General features: G+C 62.7%; 16 protein-coding genes. 12 read left to right on the top strand and 4 right to left on the bottom strand.

The window, feature by feature from the left end:
• Positions 1 to 3: 3 nt before the first annotated feature.
• On the bottom strand, positions 4 to 861 hold the full coding sequence (locus tag FJW10_RS10065; RefSeq protein ID WP_140899972.1) for an IclR family transcriptional regulator: 858 nt from the start codon (positions 859 to 861) through the stop codon (positions 4 to 6).
• Between the two features lie 209 nt (positions 862 to 1070).
• On the opposite strand from FJW10_RS10065, the gene FJW10_RS10060 reads away from it, so the two are divergent.
• The 8 genes from FJW10_RS10060 to FJW10_RS10025 all read left to right on the top strand — a co-directional run bounded on the left by FJW10_RS10060 (position 1071) and on the right by FJW10_RS10025 (position 9792).
• Positions 1071 to 2084 carry an ABC transporter permease gene (locus tag FJW10_RS10060; RefSeq protein ID WP_140784216.1) on the top strand — a complete coding sequence of 338 codons (1014 nt, stop codon included), beginning with the start codon at positions 1071 to 1073 and terminating at the stop codon, positions 2082 to 2084.
• A gap of 10 nt (positions 2085 to 2094) precedes the next feature.
• On the top strand, positions 2095 to 2943 hold the full coding sequence (locus FJW10_RS10055) for an ABC transporter permease (RefSeq protein ID WP_140707831.1): 849 nt from the start codon (positions 2095 to 2097) through the stop codon (positions 2941 to 2943).
• Positions 2940 to 3992, top strand: coding sequence for an ABC transporter ATP-binding protein (locus tag FJW10_RS10050; RefSeq protein WP_140899971.1), 1053 nt, complete (start codon positions 2940 to 2942; stop codon positions 3990 to 3992). Before FJW10_RS10055 ends, FJW10_RS10050 begins: the two co-directional genes overlap by 4 nt.
• Positions 3985 to 5019 (top strand): oligopeptide/dipeptide ABC transporter ATP-binding protein, encoded by a 1035-nt coding sequence (locus FJW10_RS10045; RefSeq protein ID WP_140707827.1) that lies wholly within the window; start codon positions 3985 to 3987, stop codon positions 5017 to 5019. The genes FJW10_RS10050 and FJW10_RS10045 overlap by 8 nt, the downstream gene beginning before the upstream one ends.
• Positions 5020 to 5057: 38 nt before the next feature.
• Positions 5058 to 6311 (top strand): CaiB/BaiF CoA-transferase family protein, encoded by a 1254-nt coding sequence (locus FJW10_RS10040; RefSeq protein WP_140828199.1) that lies wholly within the window; start codon positions 5058 to 5060, stop codon positions 6309 to 6311.
• A 247-nt stretch (positions 6312 to 6558) separates the two neighbouring features.
• A complete protein-coding gene (locus FJW10_RS10035) occupies positions 6559 to 7866 on the top strand; it encodes an LLM class flavin-dependent oxidoreductase (RefSeq protein ID WP_140899970.1) in 1308 nt (435 codons plus the stop codon).
• A gap of 62 nt (positions 7867 to 7928) precedes the next feature.
• Positions 7929 to 8813 carry a transketolase gene (locus FJW10_RS10030; protein ID WP_140899969.1) on the top strand — a complete coding sequence of 295 codons (885 nt, stop codon included), beginning with the start codon at positions 7929 to 7931 and terminating at the stop codon, positions 8811 to 8813.
• Position 8814: 1 nt separating this feature from the next.
• Positions 8815 to 9792 carry a transketolase C-terminal domain-containing protein gene (locus tag FJW10_RS10025; RefSeq protein WP_140899968.1) on the top strand — a complete coding sequence of 326 codons (978 nt, stop codon included), beginning with the start codon at positions 8815 to 8817 and terminating at the stop codon, positions 9790 to 9792.
• A 64-nt stretch (positions 9793 to 9856) separates the two neighbouring features.
• Here the strand turns inward: FJW10_RS10025 and FJW10_RS10020 are convergent, their stop codons facing one another.
• A complete protein-coding gene (locus FJW10_RS10020; protein ID WP_140899967.1) occupies positions 9857 to 10513 on the bottom strand; it encodes a DsbA family protein in 657 nt (218 codons plus the stop codon).
• Positions 10514 to 10783: 270 nt separating this feature from the next.
• On the opposite strand from FJW10_RS10020, the gene FJW10_RS30370 reads away from it, so the two are divergent.
• Positions 10784 to 10927, top strand: a complete 144-nt coding sequence (locus tag FJW10_RS30370; protein ID WP_181177480.1) for a hypothetical protein — start codon at positions 10784 to 10786, stop codon at positions 10925 to 10927.
• 173 nt (positions 10928 to 11100) lie between these two features.
• Here the strand turns inward: FJW10_RS30370 and FJW10_RS10015 are convergent, their stop codons facing one another.
• Positions 11101 to 11613 carry a flavin reductase family protein gene (locus FJW10_RS10015; RefSeq protein WP_140828209.1) on the bottom strand — a complete coding sequence of 171 codons (513 nt, stop codon included), beginning with the start codon at positions 11611 to 11613 and terminating at the stop codon, positions 11101 to 11103.
• A gap of 280 nt (positions 11614 to 11893) precedes the next feature.
• Between FJW10_RS10015 and FJW10_RS10010 the strand changes: the two genes are divergently transcribed.
• Both FJW10_RS10010 and FJW10_RS10005 read left to right on the top strand, forming a co-directional pair.
• Positions 11894 to 12862, top strand: a complete 969-nt coding sequence (locus tag FJW10_RS10010; protein ID WP_181177479.1) for a LysR substrate-binding domain-containing protein — start codon at positions 11894 to 11896, stop codon at positions 12860 to 12862.
• 162 nt (positions 12863 to 13024) lie between these two features.
• On the top strand, positions 13025 to 13702 hold the full coding sequence (locus tag FJW10_RS10005; protein ID WP_140828213.1) for a TetR/AcrR family transcriptional regulator: 678 nt from the start codon (positions 13025 to 13027) through the stop codon (positions 13700 to 13702).
• A 108-nt stretch (positions 13703 to 13810) separates the two neighbouring features.
• Here the strand turns inward: FJW10_RS10005 and FJW10_RS10000 are convergent, their stop codons facing one another.
• Positions 13811 to 15127 carry an LLM class flavin-dependent oxidoreductase gene (locus FJW10_RS10000; protein WP_140828215.1) on the bottom strand — a complete coding sequence of 439 codons (1317 nt, stop codon included), beginning with the start codon at positions 15125 to 15127 and terminating at the stop codon, positions 13811 to 13813.
• Between the two features lie 263 nt (positions 15128 to 15390).
• Here FJW10_RS10000 and FJW10_RS09995 point away from each other — a divergent pair, with 263 nt between their 5' ends.
• Positions 15391 to 16191, top strand: coding sequence for a shikimate dehydrogenase (locus tag FJW10_RS09995; RefSeq protein ID WP_140899965.1), 801 nt, complete (start codon positions 15391 to 15393; stop codon positions 16189 to 16191).
• Positions 16192 to 16193 lie beyond the last annotated feature (2 nt).

Here is a 16193-nt window from a genome sequence, read left to right as displayed (position 1 = left end):
AAATTATCCTTCGTTTCCGGCCCGCGTCGCCACGGCCGGTTCGCGGATTGGCGGCGGCACGGCGCCGATCAGCCGACTCTGAAGTTCCGCGAGCAGCGATTTGAGCTTGGGGACATAAACCGAGAGGCAGGCCTCGACGGGCGCGAGGTCCTTGATGCCGCCGCACGTGATGGCGACCAGTTGGGAACCGTCGGTCGGTCTGAAAGGCACGCCCACGGCGTTTATGTAGCTGTACCAGTCGCCGAACGATGACACGAAACCATGCTCGGCGTAGCTTTCAAGCCCGCCGTCGATGGCGCGCTGGATCTTGTCCTTCGTGCCGGGGTTGGTCTCGATCAACTGTCGGATGACCCGTTCGCGCAGCGTGTCCTCCATGGCCGCCAGATAGGCCAGTCCCATCGAGGTCTGCCATATCGGCAGGCGCGAGCCGACGTTCAGCCTGAGCGTGACCGGCGTTTCCGGCCTGCAGTTGGCGACATAGACCATCTCCAGCCCGTCCCGCATGCCCATGGCCACCGCGACGCCGGTTTCGAAGGCGAGCGCCTGCATGAGCGGCTTGGCCATGTAGATCACGGCGCTGCTGCTCAAGCCTGAATAGCCGAGCGAAACGGTAGCTGGCCCGATGCTGTATCGGCCGAGCAAAGGGTCGTAGATCAGGTAGCCAAGCCCGACCAGGGTGTAGGTCAGGCGCGATATGGTGGCCTTCGGCAGGCCTGTCCGCTCGATCAGTTCCTGGTTGCCGAGCGTGACGTCCGCGGGCGTGAAGGCACGCAATATCTGCAATCCGCGCACCAGGGCTGAGGCGTGTTGACCAAGTTCTTCATCCGAGGGCGCGACGATCGGCTTGTTGCGTTTTCTCATGCTGCCTCCCAACAGCGCGAAAGGACTCTGCCGGCCCATGGGACCGTCGGAGGGCCCACTGTGTCAGGCGCGCCAGGCGCGTCCAACAAGCTGCGCATGAAATTTGGAACTTAATTTCATTTCTATTGACTGGTGTTTTCAGCCTTGTCAATATCGCGTCACATTCACTCGATGGGGCAGGTGCGGATCGCGATGCCAAGAGACGGCCGATGCTGAACTATATCCTACGACGCAGCATCGCGATGCCTTTCATTCTGCTGGGCATCGTCACGATGGCGTTCCTGTTGACGGCCATAACCAAGGGCGATCCTCTTACCGCCGTCGTCAGCGAACAGCAGATGAACAATCCGGAGATCGTGGCTGCCGCGCGGCAGCGCTGGGGGCTCGATCGTCCCTTGCCGGAGCGCTACCTGATCTATGTCGGCAATCTGCTGAAGGGCGACATGGGAACGTCCTTCGTCACGCGCCGTCCGGTGTCGGCCGATCTCGTGGCGCGGCTGCCGGCAACGTTCGAGCTCGTCATCGCCGCGATGATCATCGGTAGCGTCATAGGCATCGTGTTCGGCCTCCTCGCGGCCTACTATCGCGACACCGCTGTCGACCAGGGCGCACGCATATTCTCGCTGTTCGGTTCTTCCGTCCCGATCTTCTGGCTGGGCCTTGCACTGCTTTTCCTGCTGTCGGTCAAATATCAGATACTGCCCGGGCCGGGCCGCATAGATCCCAGGCTTTCGCCGCCGCCCGTCGTCACCGGTTTCATGACCATCGATACCCTGCTCGCCGGGGATTTTGCCGCCTTCAAGGATGCGCTCGCCCATCTTGTGCTGCCGTCGGTGGTTCTCGGCTGGACCGTGGCGGGGACGATCTCGCGCCTCGTGCGCGCCAACATGCTGGAGGTGATGGAGCGCGAGTTCATCCTCACCGCACGGGCCAAGGGAGCCGGCGAGATGCGCGTGGTGCTGCGCCATGCCTTCCGCAACATCCTGGTGCCGGTGCTGACGGTGATCAGCTACTCGTTTGCCTATCTCATCACGGGCGCGGTGCTCACGGAGGCGGTCTTTGCCTGGCCGGGAATGGGCAGCTACGCCGTGACAGCGGCGCGTTCGCTTGATTTCCCGGCGATCATCGGCGTCACCATAGTCGGCGGCGTGATGTTCCTCATCACCAACCTGCTCACGGATATCGCCTATGTCCTGGCCAATCCGCGCGTGCGCCTGAACTGAGGGAAAGCCAGTGTCTTCGGTTCAAGCCTCATCATCGGCGCGTCTTCGCCTTCCCGAATGGGCTTCGCCCGCTTTTCTGGTCGGCGGTGTCGTCGTTTTCTTCTGGTTCGTGGCTACCCTGTTCCCGACATGGCTCGCGCCCTACGATCCGCTCAAGCTCGCGGGCCGGCGGTTGCAGGCGCCGAATGCGAGCTATCTGCTCGGAACAGACGCCCTTGGCCGCGACGTGCTTTCGCGCACGATCCATGGCGCGCAGCATTCGCTGCCGATAGCGCTTCTGGTCGTGGTCAGCGCCGTGGTGATCGGGTCGGCCGCAGGCGCGATTTCCGGTTACCGGGGCGGCATTATCGGCGCCGCCATCATGCGGCTCGTCGACATCACCCTTTCCTTCCCTCCGATCCTGCTGGCTATGGCCGTCGCGGCCTCGCTCGGACCGGGGCTGGGCAACGCGGCGATCGCGATGGTGGTCGTCTGGTGGCCAGTCTATGCCCGCCTGATGCGCGCCCAGGTGCTCGAGGTGCGCGAGCGCGAGCATGTCGAGGCCGCGGTCGCGGCCGGGGCGGGCCATTTCCGCATCCTCACCAAGCATATCCTGCCGCTTTGCTGGACGCCCATTCTCGTCAGCGCGACGATGGACCTCGGCCAGGTGATCCTTCTCGCGGCGTCGCTCTCCTTCATCGGCCTCGGCGCCACGCCTCCCACACCCGAATGGGGAGCGATGATCTCGGACGGAGCGACGTTCTTCTACAGCTGGTGGATCGCATTCGGGCCGGGCATGGCCATCCTGACGGTGGTGCTGGGCTTCAACTTCATAGGTGACGGCCTGCGCGACTATTTCGACCCGAGGTCGTCCAAATGAGCGCGGCCGAGATCAACCAAGATGCCGCCGGCCAACCATTGCTGCGCATCCGCGACCTCAAGGTCGGCTTCGCGTCGCGGGACCGCGTCCTGCCCGCGGTGCGCGGCCTCAGCATCGAACTGTTCAAGGGAGAGGTCCTGGGCATCGTCGGGGAATCCGGGTCGGGCAAATCGCTCGGCATGCTCGCCTCGCTCGGTCTGCAGGCGCGCAACGCGATCGTCAGCGGCTCCGTCGTCTTCAAGGGGCTGGAACTCGTGGGGCGTCCGCCCCGGGATATGCGCGCGCTGCGCGGGGCCCAGATCAGCATGATCTTCCAGGACCCGCTTTCGTCGCTCAATCCGGTGATGACCGTGGGCGGCCAGATCCGCGAGGCGCTTCTTCTCCACAACAGGGGCATGAGCAAGACGAAGGCGACCGAGCGCGTGCTCGAGCTTTTGCAGCTTGTCGCCATCCCGCAGCCGGACCGGCGGATCAATCAGTATCCGCACGAGTTCTCCGGCGGCATGCGCCAGCGTGTCATGATTGCCATGGCGGTTGCCAACAATCCCGAATTGCTGGTTGCCGACGAGCCGACGACGGCGCTCGACGTCACCGTGCAGGCCCAGATCATGCGCATGCTGCGCGAGCTCAAGGAAAAGCTCGGGCTCGCGCTGATCCTGATCACGCATGACCTCGGCGTCGTCGCCGGACACGCGGACCGGGTCGCGGTCGTCTATGCCGGACTGGTGGTCGAGGAAGCCGAGGTGCGAGAACTCTTCGCCAATCCCCGTCATCCCTACACGCGCGGCTTGATCGATTCGATCCCGAAGCTGACGGCCTCGAAGGAAAAGCTCTACTCGATCCCCGGCGCGCCGCCCATGCTTGGCGCGCTGCCTGAAGGCTGCGCCTTCCATCCGCGTTGCAGCTTTGCCCAGGATATCTGTCGCAAGACTGCTCCTCCTGTCATCGAGCTTGGCCGGCACCGAGCGGCTTGTCACTTCGCAGAGAGCCTGCCGTCTTGGAGCGATGCCGGTCGCACGGCGCCGGCGGAAGAGCGCGCAAATGTCTGAAACGTCAAGCAGCATCCAGGCCGCGTCGGACGCGGGCTTTGCCCTGTCGGTGCGCAATCTGTCCAAGACATTCCCGATCATGGGCGGCACCGTGGTCCGTCGGGAAGTCGCGCAACTGAAGGCTGTCACCGACATCTCTTTCGACCTGAAATCCGGCGAGACACTGGGTCTGGTCGGCGAATCCGGCTGCGGCAAGTCCACGCTTGGCCGATGCCTGCTGCGCCTGATCGAGCCGACGTCCGGCAGCGTGAGCGTCAACGGCGTCGACGTCATCTCGCTCGGCCCGCAACAGATGCGCAGGATGCGCCGCCATCTGCAACTGGTTTTCCAGGATCCGTACGGCTCGCTGCATCCGCGCATGCGCATCGAGGACAGCATCGCGGAGCCGCTGCGCATATCGACGATGAACCGCGCGCAAAGGCGCGAGCGCGTGCTGGAGATGCTCGACCTGGTCAGCCTCAGCGCCGCGCATGGTCGGCGTTATCCGCACCAATTGTCGGGCGGCCAGCGTCAGCGTGTCGTGATCGCCCGCGCGCTCGCGTTGAAGCCGGAAGTGCTCATCCTGGACGAGCCGGTCTCGGCGCTCGACGTGTCGGTCCAGGCGGGCGTGCTCAACCTTCTCCAGGAGATACAGGAGAAGATGCGCACGGCCTATGTCTTCATCGCCCATGACCTGTCGGTGGTGCGCCACATCTCCCACAAGGTCGCGGTGATGTATCTCGGCCGCTTCGTCGAAGTGGCGCCGGCGGAGAAGCTCTACGGCAGGCCGCTTCATCCCTATTCTCAAGCCCTGATGTCGGCGGTGCCGGTCGCCGATCCGGATATCGAGCGCAGCCGCAAGCAGATACTGCTGAGGGGCGACGTGCCCAGTCCGATCAACCCGCCATCGGGTTGCCCCTTCCGGACTCGCTGTTTCAAGGCACAGGATAAATGCGCCGAGGTGCCGCCGCCGCTCGTCGAGATCGAGCCCGGGCATCACGCGGCGTGTCATTTCCCGGGTCCGGCGGATATCGGGCTCGCCGCCTGAGCGGCGGAAATTCCAGCAGAGCAAGAAAGCGAGAACCCATGTCGGAATCCATTAGGCCCGCGGGTGAAGCCGCATCCCGTTTGCCGCTGGCAGGCATCAAGGTGCTGGACCTTTCCCGTGTGCTGGCCGGCCCCTGGGCGACGATGACGCTAGCGGATCTCGGCGCCGAGGTCTGGAAGATCGAGAACATCGACGGTGGGGACGACACGCGTGCCTGGTCGGTGCCGAGCTACAAGGGCGTCAGCACCTATTACCTGTGCGCCAATCGCGGCAAGTCCAGCATCGCGGTCGACATCAAGCATCCCAAGGGTCATGAGATCATCCATCGCCTGGCAGCGAAAGCCGACGTGGTCATAGAGAATTTCCGGGCCGGCACGGTTCAGCGGCTGAAGATCGACTACGAGACGCTGAAGGTTTTCAACCCTGGCATCATCTATTGTTCGATTTCCGGCTATGGGCAGACCGGTCCCGAATGGGACCGACCCGGCTACGATTTCGTCGTCCAGGCCGAAAGCGGCCTGATGTCGATCACCGGCCCCGTCAACGGCGAGCCCCAGCGCATCGGCGTTGCGATGACCGACATCATCGCAGGCATGGTTTCGGTGCAATCGGTGTTGGCGGCGCTTTATCAGCGTCGGGAGACCGGCCAGGGGCAGTATATCGACATATCGCTGCTGGAATGCGCGTTGAACACTTTGATCAATGTCGGCAGCGGCTACCTCAACGCCGGCGTCATTCCGCGCCGCTACGGCAATGCGCATCCGACGGTGGTGCCCTACCAGATATGCGAATGCTCGGACGGCAACTTCGCGCTGGCCGTGGGCAACGACAAGCAATTCACCGCCCTGTGCGAGAAGGTCGTCGGCCTGCCCGAGCTCGCCCGGGATCCGCTCTACAAGACGGCCGCGGCGCGTGCGCTGAACCGCGAAAGCCTGCTTGCCCAGTTGAGCCAGTCGTTTCGCGCGAACACGCGTCACCATTGGATGGAAGCCTGCCTGCGGCACGGCGTTCCCGCAGGCGAGGTCAAGTCCGTGCCGGAGGCCTTCGAAAGCCCGACGGTGAAAGCCCGTGATGTCGTGCAGACCTTGCACAACCAGCATATCGGACCAGTCTCGCTGGTCAGGCCGGCTCAGGGTCTCGTCGCGCAGCGAGACGCAGATTACAAAGCGCCGCCCATGCTTGGCGAGGATACGACCGCAGTGCTGTCGGAGGCGCTCGGTTATGCTCCCGAGGAAGTCGAAAGCCTCATCAGACAGGGCGTCGTGCGCCAGTATTCACCTGCCGCCGCCTGACGGCGCAATGGGAGCGCCATCCCGGCGCCTGGCATAACGAAAGGTTATCCTGCCTAAAGGTTTTTGCCAGTGTACGGCATAGCGGCGGAGTGCAAGAAGCAGACGTAAATCGGCGGTCTTGTCGTGGGTTCGACGAAAATATGCGCAAGGCGACGACGCGCCCCTGATGCATAAGAGTTTCTTTCGCAGCGGAGGCTCGCCGGGCACTTCCCTCGAGCCCGCGACGCGCGGATTTTGGATGAGTTCAATGGGACGTCAGCTGCACTTCGTAGGCTATTGCACGATCGGGCCGTCGTGGCACAACAACGGAAGCTGGCGTCACGACGAAAGCGACGGGACCGATTTCCTCGAGCCTGGACGTTACGAGAACATCGCCCGCATCCTGGAGGCCGGAAAATTCGACGGACTGTTCTTCGTCGACGTCCAGACGCTCTACGACACCTATGGCGGCGTCTTCGATCCCTGCATCAAGTACGGCGGGCATATGTGCATGCTCGACCCGATGCAGATGCTGACGGCGATGGCGCGAGTGACCAACCACATCGGCCTGTCGGCGACGATGTCGACGTCGCTCTACCATCCGTTCCACATTGCCCGCGCCTTCGCGTCGCTCGACCATATCAGCGGCGGCAGGGCTGCCTGGAACATCGTGACGTCGGCGACGGATCGCGAAGCGCAGAATTACGGCATGGACCGGCTGCTGGACAAGGCGCAGCGCTACGATCATGCCGACGAGGTGGTCGACGCCTGCACGGCGCTCTGGAACAGCTGGGGGCCCGATGCGCTGGTGCTTGACCGACAGGCCGGCATTTTCGGCGATCCCTCGAAGGTTCGCTACGCCAACTACGCCGGCAAATATGTGAAGACGCGCGGCCCGTTGATGACGCCGCATTCGCCGCAGGGCAGCCCCGTGCTGATGCAGGCGGGGTCGTCGGCGCGGGGACGCCAGTTCGCCGCGCGCTGGGCCGAAATCGTCTTCACGCTGCAAAACAACAAGGCCGACATGCAGGCCTTCTATCGCGACATCAAGGATCGCGTCGCCAATGCCGGGCGCGACCCTTCGCACTGCGCCATCCTGCCGGCGACGGACATCGTCATCGGCGAGACTGAATCGATCGCGCGCGAGCGCGCCGACTATATCGATTCCCTCGCCAATGCCGAGCTTGGCCTTTCCGAGATGTCGAACCACATCGGCGTCGACCTTTCCGGCTTTCCGATGGACCAGCCGCTGAGCGAGATGGAGATCACGCAGGGCGCACGCGGGGTGTTCGACATCATCATGAGCGGCGGCAAGGGCAAGACGCTGCACGATGCCGGCCACCAATACGCGACCACGCAGATGTCGCCGCAACTGGTCGGCACGCCGATGATGATTGCCGATCACATCCACGAGCTGTTCGAGGCCGAAGCCTGCGACGGCTTTGTCATCTGCCCGTCCATCACGCCGGGATCGTTCTACCAGTTCGTCAAGTCGGTGGTGCCCGAGCTTCAGCGCCGCGGCATTTACCGCCGGGATTATTCAGGCAGGACGTTCCGGGAAAATCTGCGCTCCTGACGCAGTCGCGGCGGGGCTCATGGGCCGCGCCAGGGAAGCACGAATTTTGATCGAGGGATGGTATGAGCGGTTCTTCTGGAGGCACGGTACGCGGCAACAGCTTCGAGCCTACGCCGGACGTGGTGGCGATGCTGAAGGAGCGCGCCCGCTTCGTGCGGCTGGAGACGATCCGGCTGATCGAGATCGCCAAGACCGGCCACTACACGTCGGTGTTCTCGGCTGCGGAAATATTCGCCGCGCTCTATTACGACGTCATGCGGCTGCGTCATGGCGATCCGAAATGGGCCGGCCGCGACCGCTTCACCATCGGCAAGGGGCATGCGGCGGTTGGCCTGTTCCCGATCTATGCCGATCTCGGCTTCTTCCCGAAGGAGTGGCTCGATCAATATACGCGCCTCGGCAGCCCGCTTGGCGATCACCCCGACATGAGGAAGGTGCCCGGCGTCGACTTTTCGTCGGGCTCGATCGGCCATGCGCTGTCGAATGCGCTGGGCATGGTGCTGGCGCAGCGCTGGACCGGCGAGAAGGACTACCGGGTCTTCTGCATGATGGGCGATGGCGAGATGCAGGAAGGGCAGGTGTGGGAGGCCGCCATCAACGCCGCCCAGCATCGGGCCCGCAATCTCATCGCCATCGTCGACCGCAACGGCTACCAACTGGACGGCCGCGTCGACGATCTGATGAACATCGAGCCGCTCGACGAGAAGTGGCGCGCCTTCGGCTGGGAAGTCCATGAGGTCGATGGCCATGACGTGGCGAAGGTGACGGAGTTGCTGCGCCGGGTGCGGGCCGACGACGAGCGCACCAAGCCCTGTATGATCATCGCCAGGACCAGCAAGGGCAAGGGCGTTTCCTACATGGAAACCGAGCCGGGCTGGCATCTGGGTTACCTCGACCCGTCCGATGCCGAAAAGGCCATCGCCGAGATCAACGCGCTGGATGCTTGAAATGAACGGTCCGCTGTCTCCCAATTCCTGGCAATATCGCGGCCTCAATGCCGTCAACCCAGGCCTAGACCATCTGTCCAACGGACTGATCGACCTGGTGAAGGCAGGCCATAACGTCATGGCCGGATCGGCCGACCTTCAATATTCGAACGGCCTGAACCGCTTCGCCGCTGCCTACCCCGACCGCTACGTCTCCTTCGGCATATCGGAGCAGAATATGGTCAGCACCGCCGCGGGCATCGCGACCTGCGGCGTGATGCCCTTCGTGGCGACCTTTGCTTCCTTCCTTGCCCTGCTTGCCTGCGAACAGATCAGGATGGACGTCGCCTATTCCGCGCAGCCGGTCCGGCTCGTCGGCCATCACACAGGCATCTCGCTCGGCTTCTACGGCACGTCGCACCATGCCACGGAAGACATCGCCATCATGCGCTCGATCGCCGACATCGCGGTGGTGTCGCCGGCGGACGGTCCGCAACTGGAAGCGGCGATCCGCGCGTCCGCCGATTACGACAAGCCGATCTACTTCCGCATCGGCCGCGGCCGCGATCCCGTCGTCTATCAAGGCACGCCGACGTTCACGTTCGGCAAGGCGCATGAGCATTTCAAGGGCGAGGACCTGACCATCATCGCCTGCGGGATGGCCGTGCACGGCGCGCTCGAGGCTGCCAAGACGATGAATGCAGGCGGGCGCTCCGTCGGCGTGATCGACATGGCGTGCATCAAGCCTCTCGACCGGGAAGCCATTCTCGACGCGGCATCCCGCTCGAAGAAGATCATGACAGTCGAGGAGCACAATGTCATGGGCGGACTTGGCGGTGCGGTCGCCGAAGTGCTCGCCGACGAGGGAATGGGCGTAAAGCTCAGGCGTCACGGCATCTACGACGAATACAGCCTGATCGCGCCGCCCACTCATCTCTACGCTCATTACAAGCTCGATGCCGCAGGCATTCGCAGCGTCGCCGAAGCCTTCATCGCCTGAGCCAAGAGCCCGACGGAGGCCGCCGCGCCAACTGGCCGGCGGCCTCTCGCGAATGGGGCGGATCCTACTTGCCGTCCGAGGCCTTCTTTCTGCGGCGTGCTTCCGCCACCGCTTCCTGCAACTGGGCGTGGCTGAGGCCGCCGAAGACGACGAAGGACTCCACCAGCCAGGAGGGTGTGCCTTGCAAGCCGATCGTATCGGCCTGCAGCGCGTTTCGGGCGAGCAACTTGTCGATGTCGGCTTTATGCGCCGCTGCGTCCCTGTTCAACCTCGACATGTCGATACCGGCCCCGGCCAAGACGGCCGTGACTTCCTTATTGTGCTGGAAGCGTTTGGGCGACGACATGAGCGCGTCGTGCGCGGCCTCGTACTTCCCCTGCCATTTGGCCGCGAGCGCCATGCGGGCCGCATATTCGGACACCGGACCGAACACTGGCCAGTCTTTGTAGACGACCCGCACCTTGCGGTCGCTCGCAAGGAGCTTCTTCAATTCCGGGTGGCTCTTGCGGCAATAGGGGCAGTTATAGTCCATGAACTCCGCGATCGTGATGTCGGCATTCTTGGCGCCGACGAGCGGCATGTCGGGATCGTTGAGAACCTGTCCAGGTGTCAGTCCTTCCTGGGCGCGAGCCGGCAGGAAACGCAGGAGCGTCGCGGCTGCAGCCAAGTTGGAGGCGCCGAGCAGGAGACGCCGGCGGCTGATGGGAATTTCGTTCAGCATGAAATGACCTTTGAGGCGGCATCGCCACCCTTCACATGGGATGAAAGAAGCGCGCCGGCGGCACCCGCCAACGCGCACCGGATTCAGGCGGTGAAGAAAGGTCGGGGCGGTCTCGGTTCCGCCTCGCGGAAGATGGACTTCGTCGCGGGGAGACTCATCGCGGGATTGCAATGCCTGGAGGTTTGCGCCTCGCCGCCGGTCAAGTCTTGCGGCAGGCCGATCTGAAGAAAGCAGGGTACACCCGACGTTCGCACTGTGCGATAGCAGGGCTTGAAGGTCGAACGCTCCATCGTGGCCGCCGATGAAACGAGGGTGATGACGGGCCGCGACAGCGACGAGGCCAACGCCCAGGATGGCCACATGCCGGAGGCGATCGCCACCAGCAGGAACCCCAACGCGATCATGGATGCATAAAGCCGCATGGCATCATCCTAGCCCAAGCCTCCCGAAAGTGGGAACCGGTTTGGGAGACATGCTTTGGACCAGGAAAGGCTTCGATCGTCCGGCGGGGTAAAGACCTGAGCTGGATGCGAGCCCTGCTTCGCGCCACGAATCCAGGGGAGAAGCTGACCAGGAGAGCATGTCGCTCAGGCGGGCCGCGCCTTGTGGAACGATCGCTTGAAATGGATCAGCGGCTCGCCGCCGAAATGCTCCATGTCGCGGACATCGCCGATCATGATCTCATGGTCGCCACTCGCAATGATGCTGTTCACATCGCAGTTGATGCAGGAAACCGCGCCGTCGATCATCGGCAAGCCGGTGTCGGAGAGCCGATGGCCGACGGAAGCGAACTTGTCGGCGGCCTTGCTAGCGAACAGCATGCAGATGTCGCGCTGCTCACTGCTGAGAAAATTGATGCAGAAGCGCCGCTTCTCTTTCAGCACCGGCAGCGTGTTGGAGGTCTTGTCGACCGAGATCAGGAACTGCATGGGCTCCAGTGAGAGCGCGATGACGGCGCTCATGGTCAAGCCATGCAAGGTTCCGTCGCCGGCCGCCGTCGTGACGACCGCCACGCCGGATGGCCAATGGCTGGACACGGTCTTGAACAGATCGCGGCCGACCGGCACAGCGGCAGGCGGGATGACGACGGGAGCATTCATGTTCGGTGCGTCCTATGATCACGCTTTTGGTATTGCGAGCATGCCGAAGGGGGATGGTTGCGTAAACGCGCAAAATTCTTGGTGTCCCATAACAAATCCTTTTGTCAGCGATCATCGGACGAAAGTCGTGTCGAGATCTAAGCCACTGAAATTATTGCAATGAGCCGCCGGTGCGGGTTTAGCGAGGTTATCGATCAGATCGGAAAAGATACGAGTAAAAAGGGGCAATCTGCTTACGCGCCGACTTGCGGATGGCGTCCGATTGGCATTAAAATTCGTTATGTCATTGCTGCGCAAAAGCATCCCCTCCCTGGTGTCGCTGATCTCCTTCGAGGCAGCCGCGCGGCTGATGAGCTTCACCAAGGCCGCGGACGAATTGAACATCACGCAGGCGGCCATCAGCCGGCAGATTCGCGAGCTGGAAAACTTCCTCCAGATTCCTCTTTTCGAAAGAGGGCACCGGTCGATCGAGCTCACGCCCGCGGGCGCCATGCTCAATGCATCGCTGCCGGTGCATCTGACGGCTATAGCGTCTCTCGCGGACCGAGTGAGGGAGCTGCGCGATCCGCAGGCGATCGTCGTCGGCACGACCCATGCTTTCGGCACCTACTGGCTGGCGCCGCGGCTTGCCGAATTCAGCAGTCTCCATCCCGATGTGGATCTGCGGCTGGCGGTGAATGATGAACTCGTCGACATTTCAAAACAGCGGATCGACATGACGGTCCGTTTCGGCGGAGGCTCGTGGTCGTCGATGTCCGCCAGGTTCCTGGTCGGTTGCGAGGTGACGCCCGTCTGCCATCCTTCCTATTGGGACAAGCGCAAGCGTCCGACCCGCCCGGCCGATCTCCTGGGCGAGAAACTGCTCGACATCGAGGGACGGTCCGTGCAGGGCGGCGGATGGAGCGACTGGTTTCATGCCCATGCCATCGACGTCACGAAAGGCAAGCACCAGATCACAGTCAACAACTTCTCGGTCCTCATGCAGGCGGCGCTGAGCGGTCAGGGCATCGCGCTCGGAGGCAGCCCTCTGATCGACGATCTCTTCGCGAGCGGGGTTCTGGTGCCGGCGCTCGACATCGCCCCCTACAGGGTGCGGGGTTCCGACTATTATGTCGTGGAGCCGGCCGGACAACTGCGCAAGCAAAGTTGCGAAATGTTCTGCACCTGGCTTTACGACAGGATGCGCCGGGATGCGGCGATGACGAACAACGAGCATCTTCTGGCTGAAATTCATCCGCCGGCTCCATGAAATCCAGTCTGTCGAGACATCTTCACTCACCGAAAACTGCTGCTTCGGCGGCCGCGCGACGAATGGCGAAGACTGGCTTGATTGCCTGAAATCTTTGGTGTCTTGACCTTCGGGCGCGTTTCTTCTTGTGTCGGACTCAAGGCTCCGCAATTCGAGGTGACGATGAGCAACGATGTCGAGGAAAAGGCCGCCGCGGACCGGCAGCCGAAGCGCATTGTCGCCCGACGCCCGCAGCGCAAACCCGGCCAGTTGCGCTTCCGCAAGCTGCTCGATGCCCTGGACGAATTGCTTGCGACCAGCAACGTGCAGGACATCGGCCTGTATCAGATCGCCGCCAAGGCGAAGGTACCGAACGCGTCGGTCTATCATTTCTTTCCGAGCACCGAGGCCGCGCTGCTTGCTCTGGCCGAGGTGCATCACAACGCGTTGCTGGAGCTGTCGAAGCTGCCGCTGGAGGTTCGGCCGGCGCGTTGGCAGGACCTGTTCCGGCTGAAGGTGACCAGCGCGGCTCAATATCACAACAACCATCCGGCCGCGTTGCGATTGTTCCTGGGTGCCAATATCAGCCTGGAAGTCAAGACCGCCGACATATCGCAGTTGCACCGCCTCGTTGACGGCCGGTCGCAGCTTCTGTCCTACTATTTTCATATGCCTTCGGTCCCGGATTGGGAGCGCCGGCTTGCTACATATTTCTCGATGATAGACGGCGTCTTTTCGCTGTCATACAGCGAGCATGGCTATATCCGCGACGACTACATCGCGGAAGCGCACCTGGCGGGCGTTGCCTATCTGCGCTGCTATCTTCCGGAAATTCTCATGCCGAGGGAACAGAGCGAATAGCGGTTGGGCCACGGGCAATTTCGGGGCTTCCCCTCCGGAGCGTGTAAAAGCATGGCGGCCCGGCAAATTTGAAAGCCGAGCCGCCTGATAGACGCCGGATTGCCGCGATCAGTTTTGCAGGTTTTCGCGGAACGTGGCGTACTGGTACTCCTTGCGGAACACCCCGCGACGCTGCAGTTCCGGAACCACCGTCTTCACGAACTGGACATAGGTTCCCGGGCTGATCGACGGGCAGATCATGAAGCCGTCGCAGCATTCCGCTTCGAAGAAATCCTGCAGGTGGTCGGCAATCTGTTTCGGCGTGCCGATGAGCTGCGGCGTCATCTGGCTGGTCGCCCAGGCCTTGCCGGCCTGGCCCAGCGTCAGCCCATCCTTCTTGGTTCCCTGCAGCATCACGTCGAGTATGCCGCGGCAACCCTGCGTCAGCTCGAGATCCTCCAGCGGCTTGTCGAGGGGCTCCTTCGACATGTCGACGCCGAGGGCATTGGAGATCTCGGCGACGCCGAGCGTGGGGCTTGCGTATTCATTGATGGCCGCGGCGCGCTCCCTGGCGATCGATTCCGTGTCGCCGAGCACGATGTCGACGGCAGGCACGATGGCGCACTCATTCGGCTTGCGCCCGCTGGCGACGACGCGGTCCTTGATGTCGCGGTAGAAGGCCTGCATGTGCTCCTTGGAGTTCTGCAGCGTGAAGATGACCTCGGCCCAGCGGCCGGCGAACTCGCGGCCGCGAGGCGAGGAGCCGGCCTGCATGATGACTGGCTTGACCTGCGGCGAGCGTGGCACCGTCAGCGGGCCGCTGGTGCGCACATACTGGCCTTCATAGTTAGCGTAGTGAACCTTGTCGGCGTCGGCGAAGATGTTGTTCTCGCGATCGCCGACGAGCGCTCCCGGCTCCCAGCTCTGCCAGAGCCTGTTACAGGCTTCCAGCACCTCATCGGCCATATCGTAGCGTTTGTTCTTGTCCATCAGCGCATCCATGCCGAAATTCTTGGCCTCGCGCTCCATCGCCGAGGTGACCACATTCCAGCCGGACCGGCCCTTGCTGATATGGTCGAGCGAGGCGAAGGCGCGCGCGATGTGGAAGGGGTGGTAGAACGTCGTCGACATGGTCGAGGCAAGTCCGATGCGCGAGGTGACGCGGGCCATGGCGGCCAGAAGCTGCATCGGGTCCATCATGCATTGCTGACCGCCTTCCTTCAGGTTGGTGCGGTAGCCGCCGGCGTAGGAATCGAACAGCATCAGGAAGTCGACGAAGAACAGCCCGTCGAATTTGCCGTGCTCCAGGACGCGGGCGATCTCCTCATAGCGGGCAGGATCAAGCATATCCAGGCCATCGCTTTCCGGGTGCCGCCAGGCTCCGTAATGGTGCCAGGTCGGCCCCGCCAGCACATAGCCTATCAGGTGCATTTGCCGCTTCGACATGGGTGGTAATCCTCCGTGGCCCGGACAGTCATGGTATGAGAACGTTAGGATTACAGAGAAACTTATTCATTATCAACAGGCATTCCGGGCGAAATGACGATGCCGGCAATCGCGGTGGGCGACCGGTGGATTCTCACTCAAACTGCTTGAGTTTCGCGAGAAATGGGCGCAAATGCTGCCGAGGCGGATTCCACTTCGGACTGGCAACCATAAAGTCATTAGTCGATATTTATCATGTTACTGGAAGCGAACCACGAGGGCTTATGGATACGCGCCGCATAACCGGGCAGACGAAGATCATGCTGCTGATGGCGGATCCGGTCTCGCATGTGGTCGGCACGGAAGCCATCACCGCCTTCATGCGTGCAGCCGGCCACGACTTCGTTTGCGTGCCTGTTCATGTCGGCGCGCGGGACCTGGCCACCGCGATCCAGGCGCTGCGCGGATTTCGAAACTGCGTCGGATCAGGCGTCACTATCCCGCACAAGATCCCTGTTGTGCCGTTGCTCGACGAACTCACGCCGCGCGCCCGGATGATCGGCAGCGTCAACTACGTCCGGCGCGATGCGGATGGAAAGCTGACTGGAGACAATGTCGACGGCAGCGGTTTCGTGCGCGGCGCCATGGAGGCCGGCATTCAGCCTGCAGGACTTCGTGTGCTGTTGCTCGGCGCCGGCGGTGCAGGGCGCAGCCTGGCCTTTGCGTTGGCCGAGGCGGGCGTGGCGGAACTGGTCGTTTCAAACCGCGACCATGCTAAGGCCGTTGCGCTCGTCGAAACGGTTTCCGCCGCCTATCCGGGAGCGTCGGTTCGAACGGGCGAGGCCGATGCCACCGGCTTCGACATGGTCGTCAATGCGACTTCGCTGGGGATGATCGGCAAGGATGATGGAGATCCCGTGGACTTCGCGACGCTATCCGCGGATATGATCGTTGCCGACATCGTCATGAAGCCTGAAAGGACCAGGCTCTTGCAAGCTGCCGAAGCCATGGGTTGCCGCTTGCTGTTCGGCCGCCAGATGATGGACGGTCAATTGGCCCTGGCTCGGGCATTTTTGGGTCTTTGACA

Origin of the sequence: Mesorhizobium sp. B4-1-1 (assembly GCF_006439375.1) — a bacterium.
GTDB lineage: Bacteria > Pseudomonadota > Alphaproteobacteria > Rhizobiales > Rhizobiaceae > Mesorhizobium.
This window is presented reverse-complemented; position numbering and strand designations above follow the sequence as displayed.